At 72.8% G+C, this 17,759-nt stretch carries 16 protein-coding genes; 7 read left to right on the top strand and 9 right to left on the bottom strand.

What is annotated here, in order from left to right; genetic code table 11:
- Window positions 1-173: 173 nt before the first annotated feature.
- From ACGF4F_RS25760 to ACGF4F_RS25730, 7 genes are all read right to left on the bottom strand, one after another.
- Window positions 174-1,349 carry an osmoprotectant NAGGN system M42 family peptidase gene (locus tag ACGF4F_RS25760; RefSeq protein WP_393080939.1) on the bottom strand — a complete coding sequence of 392 codons (1,176 nt, stop codon included), beginning with the start codon at window positions 1,347-1,349 and terminating at the stop codon, window positions 174-176.
- Complete coding sequence (gene ngg, locus ACGF4F_RS25755) at window positions 1,346-3,169, bottom strand: N-acetylglutaminylglutamine synthetase (protein ID WP_393080936.1); 1,824 nt, start codon at window positions 3,167-3,169, stop codon at window positions 1,346-1,348. Before ngg ends, ACGF4F_RS25760 begins: the two co-directional genes overlap by 4 nt.
- Window positions 3,170-3,171: 2 nt before the next feature.
- On the bottom strand, window positions 3,172-4,956 hold the full coding sequence (locus ACGF4F_RS25750; protein WP_393080933.1) for an N-acetylglutaminylglutamine amidotransferase: 1,785 nt from the start codon (window positions 4,954-4,956) through the stop codon (window positions 3,172-3,174).
- A 292-nt stretch (window positions 4,957-5,248) separates the two neighbouring features.
- Window positions 5,249-5,911: a peptide-methionine (S)-S-oxide reductase MsrA gene (msrA, locus tag ACGF4F_RS25745; protein WP_393080930.1), complete on the bottom strand. Its 663-nt coding sequence runs from the start codon at window positions 5,909-5,911 to the stop codon at window positions 5,249-5,251.
- A gap of 76 nt (window positions 5,912-5,987) precedes the next feature.
- Complete coding sequence (locus ACGF4F_RS25740; RefSeq protein WP_357445335.1) at window positions 5,988-6,401, bottom strand: HIT family protein; 414 nt, start codon at window positions 6,399-6,401, stop codon at window positions 5,988-5,990.
- Window positions 6,402-6,515: 114 nt separating this feature from the next.
- On the bottom strand, window positions 6,516-7,208 hold the full coding sequence (locus ACGF4F_RS25735; RefSeq protein ID WP_393080926.1) for a nucleotidyl transferase AbiEii/AbiGii toxin family protein: 693 nt from the start codon (window positions 7,206-7,208) through the stop codon (window positions 6,516-6,518).
- Window positions 7,209-7,430, bottom strand: coding sequence for a hypothetical protein (locus ACGF4F_RS25730; RefSeq protein ID WP_357445329.1), 222 nt, complete (start codon window positions 7,428-7,430; stop codon window positions 7,209-7,211). It abuts the gene before it with no gap.
- Window positions 7,431-7,634: 204 nt separating this feature from the next.
- Here ACGF4F_RS25730 and ACGF4F_RS25725 point away from each other — a divergent pair, with 204 nt between their 5' ends.
- From ACGF4F_RS25725 to ilvA, 4 genes are read left to right on the top strand one after another with little or no spacing between them, the layout of a single operon-like run.
- Window positions 7,635-8,777 (top strand): cystathionine gamma-synthase, encoded by a 1,143-nt coding sequence (locus ACGF4F_RS25725; RefSeq protein ID WP_073832864.1) that lies wholly within the window; start codon window positions 7,635-7,637, stop codon window positions 8,775-8,777.
- 16 nt (window positions 8,778-8,793) lie between these two features.
- Window positions 8,794-10,206: an amidase family protein gene (locus tag ACGF4F_RS25720; protein ID WP_357445325.1), complete on the top strand. Its 1,413-nt coding sequence runs from the start codon at window positions 8,794-8,796 to the stop codon at window positions 10,204-10,206.
- A 43-nt stretch (window positions 10,207-10,249) separates the two neighbouring features.
- Window positions 10,250-11,167, top strand: a complete 918-nt coding sequence (locus ACGF4F_RS25715) for a DUF4328 domain-containing protein (protein WP_393080921.1) — start codon at window positions 10,250-10,252, stop codon at window positions 11,165-11,167.
- A complete protein-coding gene (ilvA, locus tag ACGF4F_RS25710; protein ID WP_357445319.1) occupies window positions 11,164-12,384 on the top strand; it encodes a threonine ammonia-lyase in 1,221 nt (406 codons plus the stop codon). Before ACGF4F_RS25715 ends, ilvA begins: the two co-directional genes overlap by 4 nt.
- Window positions 12,385-12,518: 134 nt before the next feature.
- On the opposite strand, the gene greA is transcribed toward ilvA, so the two are convergent.
- Window positions 12,519-13,019, bottom strand: a complete 501-nt coding sequence (gene greA / locus ACGF4F_RS25705; protein WP_073832860.1) for a transcription elongation factor GreA — start codon at window positions 13,017-13,019, stop codon at window positions 12,519-12,521.
- Between the two features lie 142 nt (window positions 13,020-13,161).
- A complete protein-coding gene (locus ACGF4F_RS25700; RefSeq protein WP_393080916.1) occupies window positions 13,162-13,596 on the bottom strand; it encodes a DUF4307 domain-containing protein in 435 nt (144 codons plus the stop codon).
- Between the two features lie 210 nt (window positions 13,597-13,806).
- On the opposite strand from ACGF4F_RS25700, the gene mca reads away from it, so the two are divergent.
- The 3 genes from mca to ACGF4F_RS25685 all read left to right on the top strand — a co-directional run bounded on the left by mca (window position 13,807) and on the right by ACGF4F_RS25685 (window position 17,741).
- Window positions 13,807-14,688, top strand: coding sequence for a mycothiol conjugate amidase Mca (gene mca, locus ACGF4F_RS25695; protein ID WP_357445311.1), 882 nt, complete (start codon window positions 13,807-13,809; stop codon window positions 14,686-14,688).
- 48 nt (window positions 14,689-14,736) lie between these two features.
- Window positions 14,737-15,030, top strand: a complete 294-nt coding sequence (locus ACGF4F_RS25690) for a hypothetical protein (protein WP_357445307.1) — start codon at window positions 14,737-14,739, stop codon at window positions 15,028-15,030.
- Between the two features lie 215 nt (window positions 15,031-15,245).
- A complete protein-coding gene (locus tag ACGF4F_RS25685) occupies window positions 15,246-17,741 on the top strand; it encodes a bifunctional diguanylate cyclase/phosphodiesterase (RefSeq protein WP_357445388.1) in 2,496 nt (831 codons plus the stop codon).
- The last annotated feature ends 18 nt before the right edge of the window (window positions 17,742-17,759 follow it).

Below are 17,759 nucleotides of genomic sequence, written 5' to 3'. Positions count from 1 at the left end.
GCCGGTCCGAGGCTCGACCACCACGTCGGGCCCCTCGTGCGGCAACCCGCGCGGACTGGCCGGATCGGTGCATCACCGCAGGGGTCGGCCGGCGAGACGGCGGGTGAGTCGTTCACGTCATCAAGTTCGTAGCCATCCGAGCCGTCCCCGCCCCGGGAGCCCGGAGCCCGCAGTCAGTCCAGGCCGATCGGGCCCTCGCGGGGGCCTTCCTCCGAGGCCGGCTGGACGGCCAGCGACGGGAAGTCGGCCAGGTCGCCCTCCGGCTCGGCGTCCCACTCGGGGAAGACCAGTGGGCTCTGCAGGTAGAGGCAGAGCAGCTGGGCCAGGTGACGCAGCCCGTCGAGGTGGGTGCGCTCGTGCCCGTGCGTGGCGTCCACGCCGAAGCCGAGCAGCGCCACGCGGGCGTGCGCGCCGGCCTCGACCGCGGCCGCCACGTCCGACCGGTAGTAGTCGAAGACGTCCCGGACCAGGTCGACGCCGTGCTCCCGGGCGATCGACGCCAGGTTGCGGGTGAGGTGGTAGTCGAACGGACCCACCCCGTCGCCCATGGCCAGGGTGGCCGCGTCCTCCCGGGACTGCTGCCCCGGGGCGACCACCGCCGCGTCCACCGAGACGATTTCCGCCACGTCCGGGTCGAGGCCGTGGCTGGCCCCGTGCCCGATCTCCTCGGTGACCGTGACCAGCAGGTGCGCGGTCACCGCCGGGGTGACGCCCGCGTCGACCATCGCCTTGAACGCGGTCAGCACCGCGGCCACGCCGGCCTTGTCGTCCAGGTGCCGGGACTTGACGTACCCGCTCGGGGTGATCGTCGGGTGGGCCAGCAGCGCGACGAAGTCGCCCGCGTCGACGCCGAGGGCCCGCAGGCCGGCGGCGTCGGCGACCGGCTCGTCGACCCGCACCTCGACCAGTTCCCAGCCGACGCCCTGCAGGTCGACGCCCTCGTTGTAGCGGTGCCCGCTGGCCTTCAGCGGCAGCACCTGGCCGGTGATCACCCGGTCCAGGTCGTCGGTGAAGATCCGGACCTGGGCGCCCTCGGCGAACCGGGCACTGTGCGTGCCGATCGGCTTCAGCTCCAGCCGGCCGTTCTCCTTGAGCCCCTTCACCATGCCGCCGATGGTGTCGGTGTGCACCACGATCGCCCGGTCGGCGCCGGTGGCCCGGGGGCCGGGGAGGCTGGCGCTGAGCGCCCCGCGCCGGGTCAGCGTGGAGCTGATGCCGAGCGCGGAGAGGCGTTCCCCGACGTACTGCTGGATGTGGTCGGTACGTCCCGACGGGCTGGGGATCTCCAGCAGCTCGACCAGCACCTGGCGCAGGTAGTCGAGGTCCAGCTCCAGGGGCTTCGGGTTCACGCGGCGCCTCCGGTCCCGGCCGGGGACCAGAGCCGCTGCGGCGCCCGGCTGCCGGGGAAGAGCAGGTCGACGAAGCGCTCGGCGGTCGGCTGCGGCTCGTGGTTGGCCAGGCCGGGCCGCTCGTTCGCCTCGATGAACACGTGCTCCGGCCGGTCCGGGGCGGGCACCAGCAGGTCCAGCCCGGTCACCGGGATGTCCAGCGCCCGGCTGGCCGCCACACACGCCTCGGCGATCTCCGGGTGCAGCTCCGCGGTCACGTCGTGGATGGTGCCGCCGGTGTGCAGGTTGGCGGTCCGGCGTACGGCGAGCACCTGCCCCTCGGGGAGCACGTCGTGCATCCGGTGGCCCGCCTCGGCCACCACCTCACGGGTCATGTCGTCGATCGGGATCCGCGACTCGCCCCCGGTGGCGGCGGCCCGCCGCCGGCTCTGCCGCTCGATCAGCTCGGTGACGTCGTGCAGCCCGTCGCCGGTGATCTGGGCGGGCCGGCGTACGGCGGCGGCCACCACCTCGTGGTCGATGACGATCACCCGCAGGTCGTCACCCTCGCGCAGCTCCTCGATCAGCACGTCCGGGCAGAACCGCCGGGCCAGCGTGACCGCCGCGGCCAGCGCCTCGGGCGTACGCACCCCGACGGTGATGCCGTTGCCCTGCTCGCCCCGGGCCGGCTTGACCACCACCGGGCCGACGTCCGCCAGGAAGGCCAGGTCGTCGGCGTCGCCGGTGGCGGTCCGGCCACGTGGCACGGAGAGCCCCGCCTGGGTGAGGATCCGGCGGGTCACCCGCTTGTCGTCGCAGCGGCTCATCGCCACCGCCGAGGTCAGCTCGGACAGCGACTCCCGGGTGTGTACGGTCCGGCCGCCGCTGGTCAGCCTCAGCTCACCCCAGTGCGGGTCGGTGACCTCCACCCGGATGCCGCGCCGCATCGCCTCGTCGGCGACGATCTTCGCGTACGGGTTGAGCCCGTCGTACCCCTCCGGGGTGGCGGGCAGGAAGAGCCGCTCGTTGATCGGGTTCTTCCGCTTCACGCAGAGCGTCCCGGTGCGGTGGAAGCCCAGCCGCTCGTAGAGCCGGATCGCCCCGGAGTTCTCGGCCAGCACCGAGAGGTCCACGAATGCCCGGCCCCGCTCGTCGAGCCGGTCGGCCAGCGCGGTGAGCAGGGCCTGCCCGGTGCCGGGCGGCGCGGTGTTGAAGTCCACGGTCAGGCACCAGAGGCTGGCCCCCCGCTCCGGGTCGGCGAAGACCGCGACGTGGTCCACCCCGGTGATGGTGCCGACCACCTCGCCGGTGGCCGCCTCGGCGACGAGGTGCAGGAACCGGTCGCTGGCGGCGTTGTCGACCAGCACCTCGACCGGGGCGGTGACCATGCCGTTGCGGGCGTAGATGCGGTTCACCGCGTCGGCGTCGTCGGCGTCGCGCAGTGGCCGGATGGTCAGGCCGGAGACCTCACCGGCCGCGGTGGCGGCCGGCCGGCGCTCGCCCAGCGGCAGCCGGTAGGTCAGCGACGGGTCGATGAACAGCTCGTCCGGCAGCCGGGAGACCAGCACGTGCGGATCCCGCAGGTAGATGCAGATGTCCCGGGCGCCGACGGCCTCGGAGCGCAGCACGTCGGCAACGGCAACCTGCTCGCCGAACGTCTGCCCGAAGACCAGCCGGCCCCAGCCGCAGTCCAGCACCACCCCGTCCGAGTTGGCGTCGCGACGTGGCTCGGGTGCGCCGGGGGCGACCGGGTCGCCGCCCGGGCCGACGCGTTCCCGGCGGCGACCCAGCATCCGTTCCCGGTCGGTACGGGCCGTGCCGGTGGCGAGGGTGTCGGTCACGGTCAGTCGATTCCGTGGCTCTGGAGCCACATTTCCAGGAGTCCGAGTTGCCACAGCTTGTTTCCGTTCAACGGGGTCAGTTCGGCGTTCGGGTCGGCGAGCAGTGCGTCGACGTACTCCGCGCGGAACAGGTCGCGGCGGCGGGCCTCCGGGGCGGTGAGGGCATCGCGTACTCGGTCGAGGAGCTTGCCCTCGAGATGGGTGAGGCCCGGCACCGGGAAGTAGCCCTTCGGCCGGTCGATGACCGCGTGCGGGAGGAGCCGCCGGCCGATCTCCTTGAGTACGCCCTTGCCGCCCTGGGCCAGCTTCAGCTCCGGTGGGCAGCTCGCGGCGAGCGCCACGAACTCGTGGTCGAGGAACGGCACCCGGGCCTCCAGCCCGTGCGCCATGGTCATGTTGTCCACCCGCTTCACCGGGTCGTCGGTCAGCATGACCTGGGTGTCGATCCGCAGGCCGGCGTCCACCGCGGTCTGCGCGCCGGGCCGGGTCAGGTGCGCGGCGACGAACTCGCGCGCCGGGTCGCCGCCGAGCAGCCACGCCGGGTTGAGCACCCGGGCCAGGCCGGCCGCGTCGCGGTCGAAGAACGCCTTCGCGTACGTATCGAGTGCCCGCTCGCGGTCGACCCCGGCGAGCGGCGGGTACCAGTGGTAGCCACCCAGGATCTCGTCCGCGCCCTGGCCGGACTGGACCACCTTGACATGCCGGGCCACCTCCTGGCTGAGCAGCCAGAACGCCACGCAGTCGTGGCTGACCATGGGCTCGCTCATCGCCGCGACGGCGGCCTCCAGCGGCGGCAGCAGGTCGCCGGTGGGCACCCGGATCTGGTGGTGGTCGGTGGCGAAGGTCTTGGCGACCAAGTCGGAGTAGACGAACTCGTCGCCGTCCCGACCGCCGACCGCGTCGAAGCCGATCGAGAAGGTGGCCAGGCCGGACTGCCCCTCCCCGGCCAGGAGCGCGACGACCAGGCTGGAGTCCAGGCCGCCGGAGAGCAGCACGCCCACCGGCACGTCGGCCACCATCCGCCGGCGGACGGCGGTGGTGAGCGACTCCAGCAGCGCGTCCTGCCAGTCCCGTGCGGACCAGCCGGCCCGCTCGGCGGCCCGGGTGAAGGACGGATCCCAGTAGACCCGCTCGTGGCGGGAGCCGTCCGGCTCGTACACCCGGACGGTGGCCGGGGGAAGCTTGGTGACGCCGCGCAGGATGGTCCGCGGCGGTGGCACGATGCTGTGAAAGCTCAGGTAGTGGGCCAGCGCCACCGGGTCGATCGAGGTGTCGACGCCGCCGCCGGCCAGCAACGCCGGCAGGGTGCTGGCGAAGCGGACCAGGCCCGGCGCCTCGGTCAGGTAGAGCGGCTTGATGCCGAGACGGTCCCGGGCCAGGATCAGCCGTCCGGTGTCCCGCTCGCTGATCGCCACCGCGAACATGCCGATCAGGTGGTCGACGAAGTCGAGCCCCCACTCGGCGTACGCCTTGACCACGACCTCGCTGTCGCCGGAGGAGAAGAAGCGGTGCCCCTTGGCCTGCAGCTCCGCGCGCAGCTCTCGGTAGTTGTAGATGCAGCCGTTGAAGACGCCGGTGAGACCGGCGGCGGAGTCGACCAGGGGCTGGCCGCTCGCGGCGGAGAGGTCGATGATCTTCAGGCGCCGGTGTCCCAGGGCGATGGGGCCCTGTGACCACACCCCGCTGTCGTCCGGTCCTCGGTCACTCATGGTGGCCGCCATCCGCTCCACCGCCGTCACATCGGCGCGTGAACCGTCATGGCGGAACTCCCCAGCCAGTCCGCACATGCCGGCCCATGCTGCCAGAGGACGTTGCGATCCGCCGGTTGAGCTGATGACGGCCGGGCGACGCATTGCTATTATGCGCGCCCGCGCCTTCTGCCCCCGTCGGCGGTTGCTGAACGTGACGCGGGCAGTTGGCTTCTGCGTCGGTGCTACCGGTATGGCAGGATTCGCCGGGCTGGCTTCTGTGACGAATGTCCCAGTAGTGGAAACGGTTAGCGGCGTGGACGGCGATCGATGCCACCCTGGCCGCCGACCGGCCGCCACGCCGTGACGGCCGGTGGCACGACGGGACGGGTCAGCCGGCCGTGCGGGCCACGCCCACCGGGCAGCTCAGCCCGTTCGGGCCGTGGTTGCAGTACCCGTTCGGGTTCTTGGTCGGCGCCAGGTACTGCTGGTGGTAGTCCTCGGCGAAGTAGTAGTCGCCGAGCCGGGCGATCTCCGTGGTGATCTCGCCCTTGCCGGCCCGCGCCACGATCGGCGCGAACGCGTCCCGGGACGCCTGCGCGGTGGCGAGCTGGTCGTCGGTGGTGGCGTAGATCGCCGAGCGGTACTGCGTACCGACGTCGTTGCCCTGGCGCATGCCCTGGGTCGGGTCGTGGTTCTCCCAGAAGACCTTGAGCAGGTCCTCGTAGCTGATCCGGCTGGGGTCGTAGACCACCTGGACCACCTCCGCGTGCCCGGTCATCCCCGAGCAGACCTCCTCGTACGTCGGGTTCGGCGTGTAGCCGCCCGCGTAACCGGCCGACGTGGTGATCACGCCCGGCAGAGTCCAGAACAGCCGCTCGGCACCCCAGAAACAACCCATCCCGAACACGGCGACCTGCGCGCCCTCAGGGAAGGGCCCCTTCAACGAGGACGGCAGCACCTCGTGCCGGTCGGCGATCGGCATCGCGATCGCGCGGCCCGGCAGGGCCTGGTCGGGAGAGATCATCTCGGCCTTCATGCGGCGAAGGAACACGGTGGGACTCCTCTCTTGGCTTTCCCAGCCTGTGCAACACCGCCGGTCCCCGCTTCCTTACCCGCCCGGGGCGAGGTCAGGCCAGCGCGGCGGCGATCCGATCGGCGTACCCCCGGGCCTCCGCGTCGTCGGTGTAGCGGGTCCGCGGCCAGAAGAAACCGCGCAGCCCGTCGCCCTTCGTCCGGGGCACCACATGGGTGTGCAGGTGCGGAACGGACTGGGACACCTTGTTGTTGACCGCCACGAACGTCCCACCGGAGGCCAGACCGGCCTCCACTGCCACGATGAGCCGCTGCACCAGCCGGAAGTAGCCCGGGATCGCCTCGGCCGGCAACGTGTCGAGGGTGACCAGATGAGTGCGCGGCACCACCAGCACGTGGCCCTTGAAGACGGGCCGGGTGTCCAGGAAGGCCACCCCGTCCGGCTCGTCGGCCACGGTGAACGCCGGCACCTCGCCCGCCACGATTCCGCAGAACACGCACCCGCTCACCGGGCCAGGTTATGTGCTCGATAGCGCCGCCGCCCACCGGGACGCCGCGCCAGTCCCAGGCCTCCCGGTCGTGCGAGGGCGGCGAAGTCGGCGGGCGTCAACGGTGGTCAGGCGCTACAGGCGATCCAGATAGGCCTCCCACTCGCTGTCCCGAATGCCGGTAGGGCCGGTCTCGCCGCTGGCCAGCCGCGTCCTGATGTCGGATTCCCACCGCAACGCCCAATTGCGCAGCTCGTCGACTTCTTCGGCCTCAAGGCCGTACGAGCGGAAGGTGCGGGTGTCCCGTTCCTCGATGGCGCCCAACCGATCGGCCAGCTCTTCCAGGGAGAAACCCGCCGTGTGGCGGGCACCGAGGTTTTCCAACTCGCTCCAGCTCAGTTGCCCGTTCGCGGCGTGCACATCGATGAAGTCTCGATGCGCGGCCCGATCGTGCAGGGCCCGCACCTTGAGCCCGACCGCGTCCTCGAAGGCGAGGACGGGCCCGATCTTCATGCGGGCGGGCGGCATCAGGGCCTCCTTGAGGAGATCGACCTCGCAGGACACCGTGCCGTCCGTGACGAGCATGCGGGCCATCCGTGGCGTGGTTTCGATGATCTGTACGGCGAATCGGGCGGCGACGTACGCGTCGGCGAGTCGCGCGACGACAGCCGGGAGTGGCAAGGCTGTGGCCGTTGCGAAGTCGATGTCCTGGGAGGGGCGGTTCACCAGTTCGTGAGCGCACATGGCGTAGCCACCGGCGAGCACCAGACCCAGGTCGTCGCCGGCCGCGAAGCCGACCTCGAGGAGCCGGCGGTGCAGCGCGTCCATTCAGCCGGCGCAGAGCTCGGGGAGCCTGCGCTCCCACAGCGCCGTCAGGCGACGCGCCGTCAGGCGCTTGATCCGCGGCCAGTCGCGGCGGAGCAGGGTGGGGTTGACGTACCGGACGATGTCGTCCCGCTGACCGCAGTCGAGCAGGAGGCAGTAGAGCGTCAGCCGTTCGTGCGGGTCGCCGACGTCGTAGTCGGCCGGCCCGGACCAAGCGAGCTGCACCGGGAGACGCACGGTCCCCTGGTCAGGGCCTGTCAGGAGTCGGAGTGAGGGCGGGATCCGGTCGGCTGCCCCGGTCAGCCGGGACGGCAGCGGTGCATTCGACGTCACCGCGTCAGTATGGCCTGTGCCACCGACACCACGACCGGTGCGACCCGCGGCGGGGTTCCACGCACTGGGACGGGGCGGCGGACTAACGTCTCGGGAATGAGTCACGGCTTCGAGACGCTCGCCATCCATGCCGGCCAGGACCCGGAGGCCCGCACCGGCGCGGTGATCCCACCGATCTACCAGACCAGCACCTACGCCCAGGATGCCGTCGGCGCGCCCCGGCAGGGCTACGAATACAGCCGATCCGGTAACCCCACCCGGGACGCGCTCCAGGAGTGCCTGGCCGCGCTGGAGGGCGGGCCGGTCGGGCTCGCGTTCGCCAGCGGCCTGGCCGCCGAGGACACCCTGCTGCGGACCGTCTGCAAGCCGGGCGACCACGTGGTGATCCCGGACGACGCGTACGGCGGCACGTACCGGCTCTTCGCCCGCGTCGCCGAGCGCTGGGGCCTCAGCTACACCCCGGCGAAGGTCTCCGACCCGGACGCCGTGCGGGCCGCCATCCGCCCCGGCGCTACGAAGATCGTCTGGGTGGAGACGCCGACCAACCCGCTGCTCGGCATCGCTGACATCGCCGCCCTGGCCGCCGTCGCGCACGACGCGGAGGCGCTGCTGGTGGTCGACAACACCTTCGCGTCGCCGTACCTCCAGCAGCCGATCGCGCACGGCGCCGACGTGGTGGTCCACTCCACCACCAAGTACATCGGGGGACACTCCGACGTGGTCGGTGGCGCGCTGGTCGTCGCCGACACCGGGCTCGGCGACGAGCTGCGCTACCACCAGAACGCGATGGGCGCGGTCAACGGGCCGTTCGACGCCTGGCTCACCCTGCGCGGCATCAAGACCCTCGGGGTACGGATGGACCGGCACTGCGACAACGCCGAGCGGATCGCGGCCTACCTGGACGGTCACGCCAAGGTCGGCGAGGTCCTCTACCCGGGTCTGCCCGCGCACCCCGGCCACGAGGTGGCCGCCAAGCAGATGCGCCGGTTCGGCGGCATGATCTCCTTCCGCGCCGCGGGCGGCGAGGAGCACGCCGTGGCGATCTGCAACCGGGCCAAGCTCTTCGTGCTCGCCGAGTCGCTCGGCGGCGTCGAGTCCCTGATCGAACACCCGGGACGGATGACACACGCAAGCGCTGCCGGCTCGCCGCTTGAAGTTCCCGGCGATCTCGTGCGACTGTCTGTCGGCATCGAGACGGTCGACGACCTGCTCGCCGATCTGGAGCAGGCACTGGGCTGACCGCTGGCTGGGGAGGATGGCCGTGCCGGACATCATGCCGACGACCTGGGTGGGGGCGACCGCCAAGCAGATCGCCCGGGGCGTACGCCGGGGTGACGTCTCCGCCACCCAGGTCGTGGCCGACCACCTGGATCACATCGCCCGCGCCGACGCCCACCTCGCCGCGTTCCGCACGGTACGCGGCGGGGAGGCGATCACCGAGGCGGAGAAGGTCGATGAGCAGGAGGACCTGGCCAACCTCCCGCTGGCCGGGGTGCCGGTCGCGGTCAAGGAGAACACCCCGGTCGCCGGTCTGCCGACCTGGAACGGCTCGGCCGCCGCGCGTACCCCGGTCGCGGAGGCCGACCACGAGATGGTCCGGCGGCTGCGCGGCGCCGGCGCGGTGATCCTCGGGGTGACCCGGATGCCGGAACTCGGCCTCTGGGCGCTCACCGACGACGAGACGGCGGTGACCCGCAACCCGTGGGACCTGCGGCGCACCCCCGGTGGTTCGTCCGGCGGCGCCGCCGCCGCGGTCGCCGCCGGCCTGGTGCCGATGGCGCACGGCAACGACGGCCTCGGCTCGATCCGCATCCCGGCCGCGTGCTGCGGCCTCGTCGGGCTCAAGCCCGGCCGGGGTGTGATCCCCTACCAGCTCGGCGCGGACGACTGGTTCGGTCTCGCCGAGCACGGCATGCTGGCCACCACGGTCGCCGACGCGGCGGTCGCCTTCTCCGTGCTGGCCGGCCGCCGCCCCGACAAGCTGGTGCCTCCGCAGCGGCTGCGGGTGGGCGTGTCGCTGCGCTCGCCGGTCCGTGGCGTCTCGCCGGACGCACCCAACCGGGACGCGGTGGCCGCCGCCGGCCGGCTGCTCGCCGCCGCCGGGCACGACGCCGTCCCTGCCGAGCCGGTCTATCCGACCGCGCTCGGCCTCAAGGGTCTCGCCACCTGGTTCGCCGCGGCCGCCGCCGACGCGCAGGCCGCCGGGCTCCAGCGGGGCGGGCTCCAGCGGCGCAGCCGCCGGCACATCGCGTTGGGCGAGTGGGCGCAGCGCCGGGGGTACGTCCGCGAGGCGGACCGGGCGGCCTGGCGCGAACGCTCGGTGAACTTCTTCGCCGACCACTCGATCGACCTGCTGCTCACCCCGGCGCTGGCCGGCCCCCCGCCGGCGGCCGACGGCTGGTCCGGCCGGTCCTGGCTGGCCAACATGAAGGCCAACATCCGGTACGCCCCATACGCCGGCCCGTGGAACATGGCCGGGCTGCCGGCGATCGTGGTGCCGGTCGGCCGCCGCCCGGACGGCCTGCCGGTCGCCGTGCAGTTCGTCGGCCCGCCTGGCTCGGAGCTGCTGCTGCTCGGCGTGGCCGGGCAGTTCGAGATGCAGGCGCCGTGGCAGCGGCACGCCCCCGACTACCCCCGGATCGGCACGGGGTCGCCGGCCCACGCTTGATCGTCTAGCGTGTGCGCACCCACGCACCCCTGGACGGTCATCCATGCGCTGCCACACCTGCGGGGACGAGACGTCTCCCACCGACAACGAGTGTCAGAACTGCCACACCCCACACGGCCAGCCCGCCGTCACCCCCGGCGTACCGACGTACTCGGTGCGGGGCATCGGCCTGGCGGCCTCGGTCGCGGTCGGTGCGACCGCGCTGCTCTATCTGGTGGTGGCGCTCTTTCCGCTGGTCGGTGCCGTGCTAGCCGGGCGCGCGAGGGAGAGCCAGGACCCGGACGTGCTGCTCGGCGCGGTGCTGGTCGAGGTGGTGCTCTCGCTGCCGTTCCTGCTGGCGTACGTGACCGCCGCCGTGCTGGTGATCGTCTGGACCTGGCGGGCCCGGAAGAACCTGGACGCCTTCCCGGGCGCGCTGCCCCACCTCGGCGCCGGCTGGGCGATCGCCGGCTGGCTGGTGCCGTTCGCCAACTTCGTGGTGCCCGCCCGGGTGGTCGCCAACCTCGCCCGGGACAGCCTCTGGAAGCGGTTCACCCCGGGGCTGGTCTTCGTCTGGTGGGGGGCGTGGCTGGCCTTCAGCCTGGGGGAGCGCTTCGTCAGTCGGCGCGACGACCAGGCGTACGCCCGCCTGCCCGAGGACCCCGCCTTGGACCCCGAGTTCCAGCGGTACGTCGACTACTACCAGGGTGTGCTCGGGTGGCACCTGCTCCCGCTGATCGCCTGCCTGGTCGCCGCGGGGTCGCTGATCGTGCTGATCCGGCGGATCTCTACCGCCCAGGAACAGCGGATCGCCCTCGGCCGGCCGGCCTGGCCCGCCCACCCCGACTGGCCGACGCCCGGCGCACCGCAGGGCCACCCCTACCCGGCGCAGCCCGTCACCGGGCCGCCTCCAGGGGTGACCGATTCGACGGTGGCGTCGCCGCAGGTTCCGCCGGGGGCGGGTGGCACGATCGGGGCATGACGGAACTGGTCGGTCTCGCCGACGTACGGGCCGCGCGGGAGCTGCTCGCCGGCGTCACCCGCACCACCCCGCTGGAGCCCTCCCGGCCGCTCAGCGCGGCGTTGGGCGGGCCGGCGTGGCTGAAGTGCGAGAACGTGCAACGTGCCGGGTCGTACAAGGTGCGCGGGGCGTACGTGCGGATCTCCCGGCTCTCGGCGGAGGAGCGGGCCCGCGGCGTGGTCGCGGCGAGCGCCGGCAACCACGCGCAGGGGGTGGCGCTCGCCGCCGGCCTGGTCGGCACCCATGCCACCGTCTTCATGCCGGTGAACGCGCCGCTGCCGAAGGTGGCCGCCACCAAGGGGTACGGCGCCACGGTCGAGCTGGTCGGCAACACGGTGGACGAGTCGCTGGTGGCGGCGCAGACCTTCGCCGAGCGGACCGGAGCGGTGTTCATCCACCCGTTCGACCACCCGGATGTCATCGCCGGTCAGGGCACGGTGGCGCTGGAGGTCCTCGAACAGTGCCCGGACGTGAAGACCATCGTGACCGGGGTGGGCGGCGGCGGTCTGATCTCCGGGATGGCGGTGGCGGCCAAGGCGCTGCGCCCCGACGTACGGGTGATCGGGGTCCAGGCGGCCACCGCCGCGGCCTTCCCGCCCTCGCTCAAGGCCGGCGAGCCGGTCCGCCTGTCGTCGTTCTCCACGATCGCCGACGGCATCGCGGTCGGCCGTCCCGGCGAGCTGACCTTCACCCACGTCCGCAAGCTGGTCGACGACATCGTCACCGTCTCCGAGGAGGACATCTCCCGGGCCCTGTTGATGCTGCTGGAACGCGGCAAGCAGGTCGTGGAGCCGGCCGGCGCGGTCGGTGTGGCCGCGCTGCTGGCCGGGACCGTCCAGGTGGAGGCGCCGGTGGTGGCGGTGCTCTCCGGCGGCAACATCGACCCGCTGCTCATGCTCCGGGTGATCGAGCACGGCCTGGCCGCGGCCGGCCGCTACCTGCGGTTCACCGTGCGCTGCACGGACCGCCCGGGCCAGCTCGCCTCGCTGCTGCACGAGATCGCCGAGCACCGGGCCAACGTGGTCGATGTGGAACACCAGCGGGCCAACCCGCACCTGCGCCTCGGCGAGGTGGAGGTGGCGTTGTCGGTGGAGACCCGCGGCGTGGAGCACTCCGACACCCTGATCAGCGCCCTGCGCGCCAGCGGTTACCAGGTGGTGTTCGCCGGCGAGTCGTGATCCGGTCCGGGGCCCGCGAATGCGAAACCGCCCCGGCCGGGAGGCCGGGGCGGTTTGGTGTGGCTCGGGTCCGAGGAGCCTGTCAGCCTCGGTCGGGTCGGACCCGAGCCATCCGGCGCGGGTCCGGTTGGCGGTTAGCCGGAGAACGGCTCGAACTTGACGACCGTCACCTTGATGTCGGCGCCGCTGGGCGCCGTGTAGGTGCAGGTCTGGCCCGCCTTGCCGCCCAGGATCGCCTTGCCGAGCGCGGACTCGGGGCTGTAGACGGTCAGGTCGGTGGTGGAGGCGATCTCCCGGGAGCCGAGCAGGAAGGTCTCCGTGTCGTCGGCGTCGTCGTCGAAGTAGATGGTGACGACCATGCCGGGCGATACCGCGTCGGCGGTCGGCGCCTCGCCGACCTTGGCGGTGCGGAGCAGCTCCTTCAGATAGAGGATGCGGCCCTCGGCCTTGCCCTGCTCTTCGCGGGCGGCGTGGTAGCCACCGTTCTCCCGCAGGTCGCCCTCCTCCCGCCGGGCGTTGATCTCGGCGGCGATGACCGGCCGGTTGGCGATCAGTTCGTCGAGCTCGGCCTGGAGGCGGTCGTACGCGTCCTGGGACAGCCAGGTGGCGGGCGCCTCGTTGCCATTGGTGGACACAGGCGGTCTCCTCGGTTGTGCGGACTGGCTGACAGGTGAACTATCAAGTTACCAGTGCCGGCCCAGTCGGGGTGTCGCCGATCACCACGGGTGCCGGTGCCGGGACCCGTCGTGAGGTGTTCGAGCAGGTGAGACGGTCGGCTCAGCCGGCCGGCCGGCAGCGCACGACCTCGCCGATGAACGGGCGGGCGGTGGTGGGCACCTCGTGCCGGGCGGTGACGTGCCGCTCACCGTGGCCGGCGGTCACGGTGGCCTCGGCGCGGCCCACCTCGGCACCGTCGTGCGTGCGGGCCCGCAGCGCGCAGGTCGCCGAGCCGCCCGGGGGCACGGTGACCCGGAAGTCGACCACCACCCGCGAGTCGGTGATCCCGGTGTAGGTGATCACCTGGGCCCGGTACTCGGGGTCGCCGTACTGGGTGTAGAGCCTGGTGGCGACCAGCCCCAGCATCGCCAGCAGGACGGCCGCCGACAGCGCCAGCAGGAGCGGACGGCGGCGCCCCGGCTCCCGGCGACGGCCGTACCGGCCGGGCGGGAAGACCGGCGCACCCGGTGCGGTTGTGGCGTGCGTCTCGCTCACCGGCGGGTATCTCCTGGCGTTGTTGTCGTGGGCATCGGCAAGAATGGCAGAGTCCATCTTCCCAGCCCGGGCATTACCAAGGATGGCAGGTCGGCGGCGGCGCCGACCGGCCGGCACGGGGTTTCCGCGGGCCCGGGGGGAGATTCCGGCAGGTCAGCCGGTCGGCCCGAGCGGGGCCCGGCCGGCCGGCACAGACGAGGAGTGCCGAAGGTGGCAGAGCAACTGCGTCTCATGGCGGTGCACGCCCATCCCGACGACGAGTCGAGCAAGGGCGCCGCGACCATGGCGAAATACGTCGCCGAGGGGGTGGATGTCCTGGTCGTGACCTGCACCGGCGGCGAGCGGGGCAGCGTGCTCAACCCCAAGATGGACCGGCCGGACGTCTGGGCCAACATCGGCGAGATCCGCCGCGCCGAGATGGACGCGGCCCGGGCGATCCTGGGCGTCGAGCAGGCCTGGCTCGGCTTCGTCGACTCCGGGCTGCCCGAGGGCGATCCGCTGCCGCCGCTGCCCGAGGGCTGCTTCGGCCTCCAGGACGTGGACGTGGCCGCCGCGCCGCTGGTGCGGCTGATGCGCCAGTTCCGTCCGCACGTCGTCACCACGTACGACGAGGAGGGCGGCTACCCGCACCCCGACCACATCATGACCCACAAGGTGACCGTCGCCGCGTTCGAGGCGGCCGGTGACCCGGAGCGCCACCCGGAGCTGGGTGAGCCCTGGCAGCCGCTGAAGCTCTACTACGACATCGGCTTCTCCAAGGGCAAGATCATGGCCCTGCACGAGGCGATGCTCGCCGCCGGGCTCGAGTCGCCGTACGAGGAGTGGCTCAAGCGCTGGGAGGACCGTCCCGACAAGGGGCCGCGGATCACCACCCGGGTGGAGTGCGCCGAATACTTCCCGGTCCGCGACGACGCCCTGCGCGCCCACGCGACCCAGATCGACCCGGACGGCTTCTGGTTCCACGTGCCCATGGAGCTCCAGCGGCGCGCCTGGCCCACCGAGGACTTCCAGCTCGCCCGCTCGCTGGTGGACAGCCCGCTGCCCGAGTCCGACCTGTTCGCCGGGGTCCGCGAGACGTGCGATGCCCACTGATCCGCCAGGGGGCTACGCTGGTCGGCAACCGCACATCGGAGGAACACCATGCTGACCACCGCCCAGGTGCTCGCGGAGAACAACTTCGGTGACACCCGTACCGGTGGCCTGGCCGGTCCGATGGGCCTCTTCCTCATCGTGCTGCTGGCCATCGTCACCATCCTGCTGATCCGCAACATGAACGCCCGGCTGCGCCGGCTGCCCGACCGCTTCCCGCAGCAGGCCGGTCCGGCCGAGCGGGACCGGGTCGACTCGACCGTCGCCGATCCGACAGACGGGATCGTCGCGCAGGATTCACCCACGAACGCTCCCAACGGCTCCGAGCAGCGCCGGAACGGGTAGCAAGCACGTGAATCACGTCGAAGCCGGTGCTCGCCCCCTGTTGCGACCACCGGCTTTGGCTTAGCCTTCCGCCGGGGGGACCGAAAGGCCCCAGCCGTGCGCGGAAGGGGGGCGCCGATGTCCGTGGCAGCAGTGGCCGCCAGCCGTGCCCTCGGACCGCCGGCGGACGGGGTGGGCCCGTGACCTCCGGCAGCGACGGTCACCCTCCGGATCGGCTGGGCCTGCGCGGCACCCCGCCCGGGGTGCTCCTGCTGACCGGTGCCGTGGCGCTCACCGCCCTACTGGCCGCCGTGCTCGGCCTCACCGTGCCCGCGTCCCTCCCGCCGGGCAACCCGCTGCCGGCGCCCGCAGGGTTCGGCATCGCGGTGGCCGCGTTCGCCGTGGCGCAGCTCGCCCGCCTGCGGTTCCGCACCGCCGCCGGAATGGTCAGCATCACCTGGGGCGAGGCGGCCCTCATCGTCTGTCTCTACCTCGTACCGGCCGGGTGGCTGCCGGCCGCGGCCCTGCTCGGCACCGGGGCCGCCTGGACCGCGATGTCCCTGCTCGCCGATCGTCGGCCAGCGCTGGAACTGGTCCGGATCGCCGGTTCGCTGACCGCCGCCACCGCGCTCGCCGCGGCGGTGGCCAGCGCACTCGGCCAGCCGCTGCTCGCCCCTCCTACCCCCGAGCTCGCCGTCGCGCTGATCGCCGGCTCGGTCACCTACCTGCTCACCACCGCCTGGTTCGGCGGGGCCACCCTCGCGCTGCGGCACGGGGTGCCGATCGGGCCGCCGTTGCTCGCGGCGCTCCGGGGCAAGCTGCTCATGTTCGTCGGCAACGTGGCCGTCGGCCTGGTGGTGGTCGCGCTGCTGGAGATCGACGCCCGCTGGCTGCTGCTCCTGCCCCCGCCGCTCTGGCTGCTCCAGCAGACCTACCGCCACCGGCTGCGGGCCGACCAGGAACGGCGCACCTGGCGGGCGTTCGCCGAGGCCACCGCCGCGCTCAACCAGCTCGACGAGCGGGGTGTGGCGACCGCCGCCGTGACCGGGGCGCTCACCCTCTTCGGTGCCGAACTGGTCGAGGTGGACGTCGCGCGGGGCGACGGCCGGTGGCGGCGCTACCGGGCGGACACCGGCGGCCAGGTGCGCGACCGCGAGGTGCAGCCCTCGGCGCGTACCGAGTCGAGCGACCACGAGCTGATCCGGCCGCTGACCGTGGGCAGTGCGGCGGTGGGGCAGTTGCGGGTCCACTTTCCCCGGTCGGCCCCGCCCAGCGCGCGGGAGCGGGACGCCGTCGCCGCGTTCGGCGACGCCCTGGCCGCTGCCCTGCACGACGCGGCGACCCACCGCGAGCTGCGGCTGGTCACCGCCCGTTCGTCGTACGAGGCGGTGCACGACCAGCTCACCGGATTGCTCAACCGGGCCGCCATGCTCACCAAGGGTGACCAGGCGCTGCGGCAGCTCGCCCACGACCACCCGGTGGCGCTGCTGCTGCTCGACGTCAACCAGTTCAAGGAGGTCAACGACACGCTCGGGCACGCGGCCGGGGACCAGCTGCTGCGGCTGACCGCGAACCGGCTGGCCGCCCTGGCCCGTCCCGGTGACCTGCTCGGCCGGCTCGGCGGCGACGAGTTCGCCCTGCTGCTGACCGAGGTGCCGGTGGTCGACGACCGGACCGCTCCGCTGGCGTACGCGCTGCGTCAGGCCCGGGAGATCGCCGAGCGGATCGCCGCACCGACCGAGGTGGCGGGCGTACGCATGTCCGTCGAGGTGGCCGTCGGGGTGGTGGTCGCCGACGCGGGCACCGCGGACCTGACCGAGCTGCTGCGCCGGGCGGACATCGCCATGTACCAGGCGAAGGAGGGCGGTGGCAGCGTCGCCGCGTACGACAGCTCCCGGGACGCGGCGAGCACCGACCACCTGGCGCTCCTCGCCGAGTTGCGGGAGGCCCTGGAGGCCGACGACCAGCTGGTGCTGGCGTTGCAGCCGGCGGTCGACCTGGCGACCGGTGCCCCGACCGGGGTGGAGGCGTTGATCCGCTGGCGGCACCCGCGGCGGGGCTGGCTCGGGCCGGCCGACTTCATCCGACCGGTGGAGAACAGCGAGCAGCTCGGCACCTTCACCCGGTACGTGCTGGACAAGGCGCTGGGGGTGGCGGCCGAGTGGGCCCGTGCCGGGCTGGACGTGCCGATCTCGGTCAACCTGTCGGCGCGCAGCCTGCTCGACCCGCGGCTGCCGGCGGAGATCGGCGAGGCGTTGCGCCGGCACCAGGTACCGCCGCACCGCCTGGTCCTGGAGATCACCGAGACGGTGGTGATGAGCGAGCTGGAGGTCATCGACGAGGTGCTCGCCACCCTGCGGTCGATGGGGGTGCAGCTCGCCGTCGACGACTTCGGCACCGGGTTCTCCTCGTTGACCTTCCTGACCCGGATCGCCGTCGACGAGCTGAAGGTCGACCGCTCCTTCGTGATCCGGATGGCCGACTCGCCGGAGGCGGCGGCGATCGTCCGGACCACCGTCGGGCTCGCCCACGAGCTGGGCCTGCGGGTGGTTGCCGAGGGGGTGGAGACGGCCGAGCAGCGGACCGCCCTGGCCGAGCTGGGCTGCACCGCCGCCCAGGGCTACCACTTCTTCAAGCCGATGCCGGCCGAGAAGATCGGGGCGGTGCTCGGCTCGCTGCTCGACAGCGCCCGCGGCAACGTCTTCCCGCTGCGCGCCGACGGCGCCTCCTGACCGCTCGCCGGCTGTCGA

This window comes from Micromonospora sp. NPDC047740 (assembly GCF_043204735.1).
Classification (GTDB): Bacteria; Actinomycetota; Actinomycetes; order Mycobacteriales; family Micromonosporaceae; genus Micromonospora.
This window is presented reverse-complemented; position numbering and strand designations above follow the sequence as displayed.

Coding starts and splice junctions, on each gene's coding strand:
- ilvA (WP_357445319.1), top strand. CDS start 11,164: ATGACGGAACTGGTCGGTCTCGCCGACGTACGGGCCGCGCGGGAGCTG.
- ACGF4F_RS25690 (WP_357445307.1), top strand. CDS start 14,737: ATGCTGACCACCGCCCAGGTGCTCGCGGAGAACAACTTCGGTGACACC.
- ACGF4F_RS25735 (WP_393080926.1), bottom strand. CDS start 7,208: ATGGACGCGCTGCACCGCCGGCTCCTCGAGGTCGGCTTCGCGGCCGGC.
- ACGF4F_RS25725 (WP_073832864.1), top strand. CDS start 7,635: ATGAGTCACGGCTTCGAGACGCTCGCCATCCATGCCGGCCAGGACCCG.
- ACGF4F_RS25750 (WP_393080933.1), bottom strand. CDS start 4,956: ATGTGCGGACTGGCTGGGGAGTTCCGCCATGACGGTTCACGCGCCGAT.
- ACGF4F_RS25715 (WP_393080921.1), top strand. CDS start 10,250: ATGCGCTGCCACACCTGCGGGGACGAGACGTCTCCCACCGACAACGAG.
- ACGF4F_RS25720 (WP_357445325.1), top strand. CDS start 8,794: ATGGCCGTGCCGGACATCATGCCGACGACCTGGGTGGGGGCGACCGCC.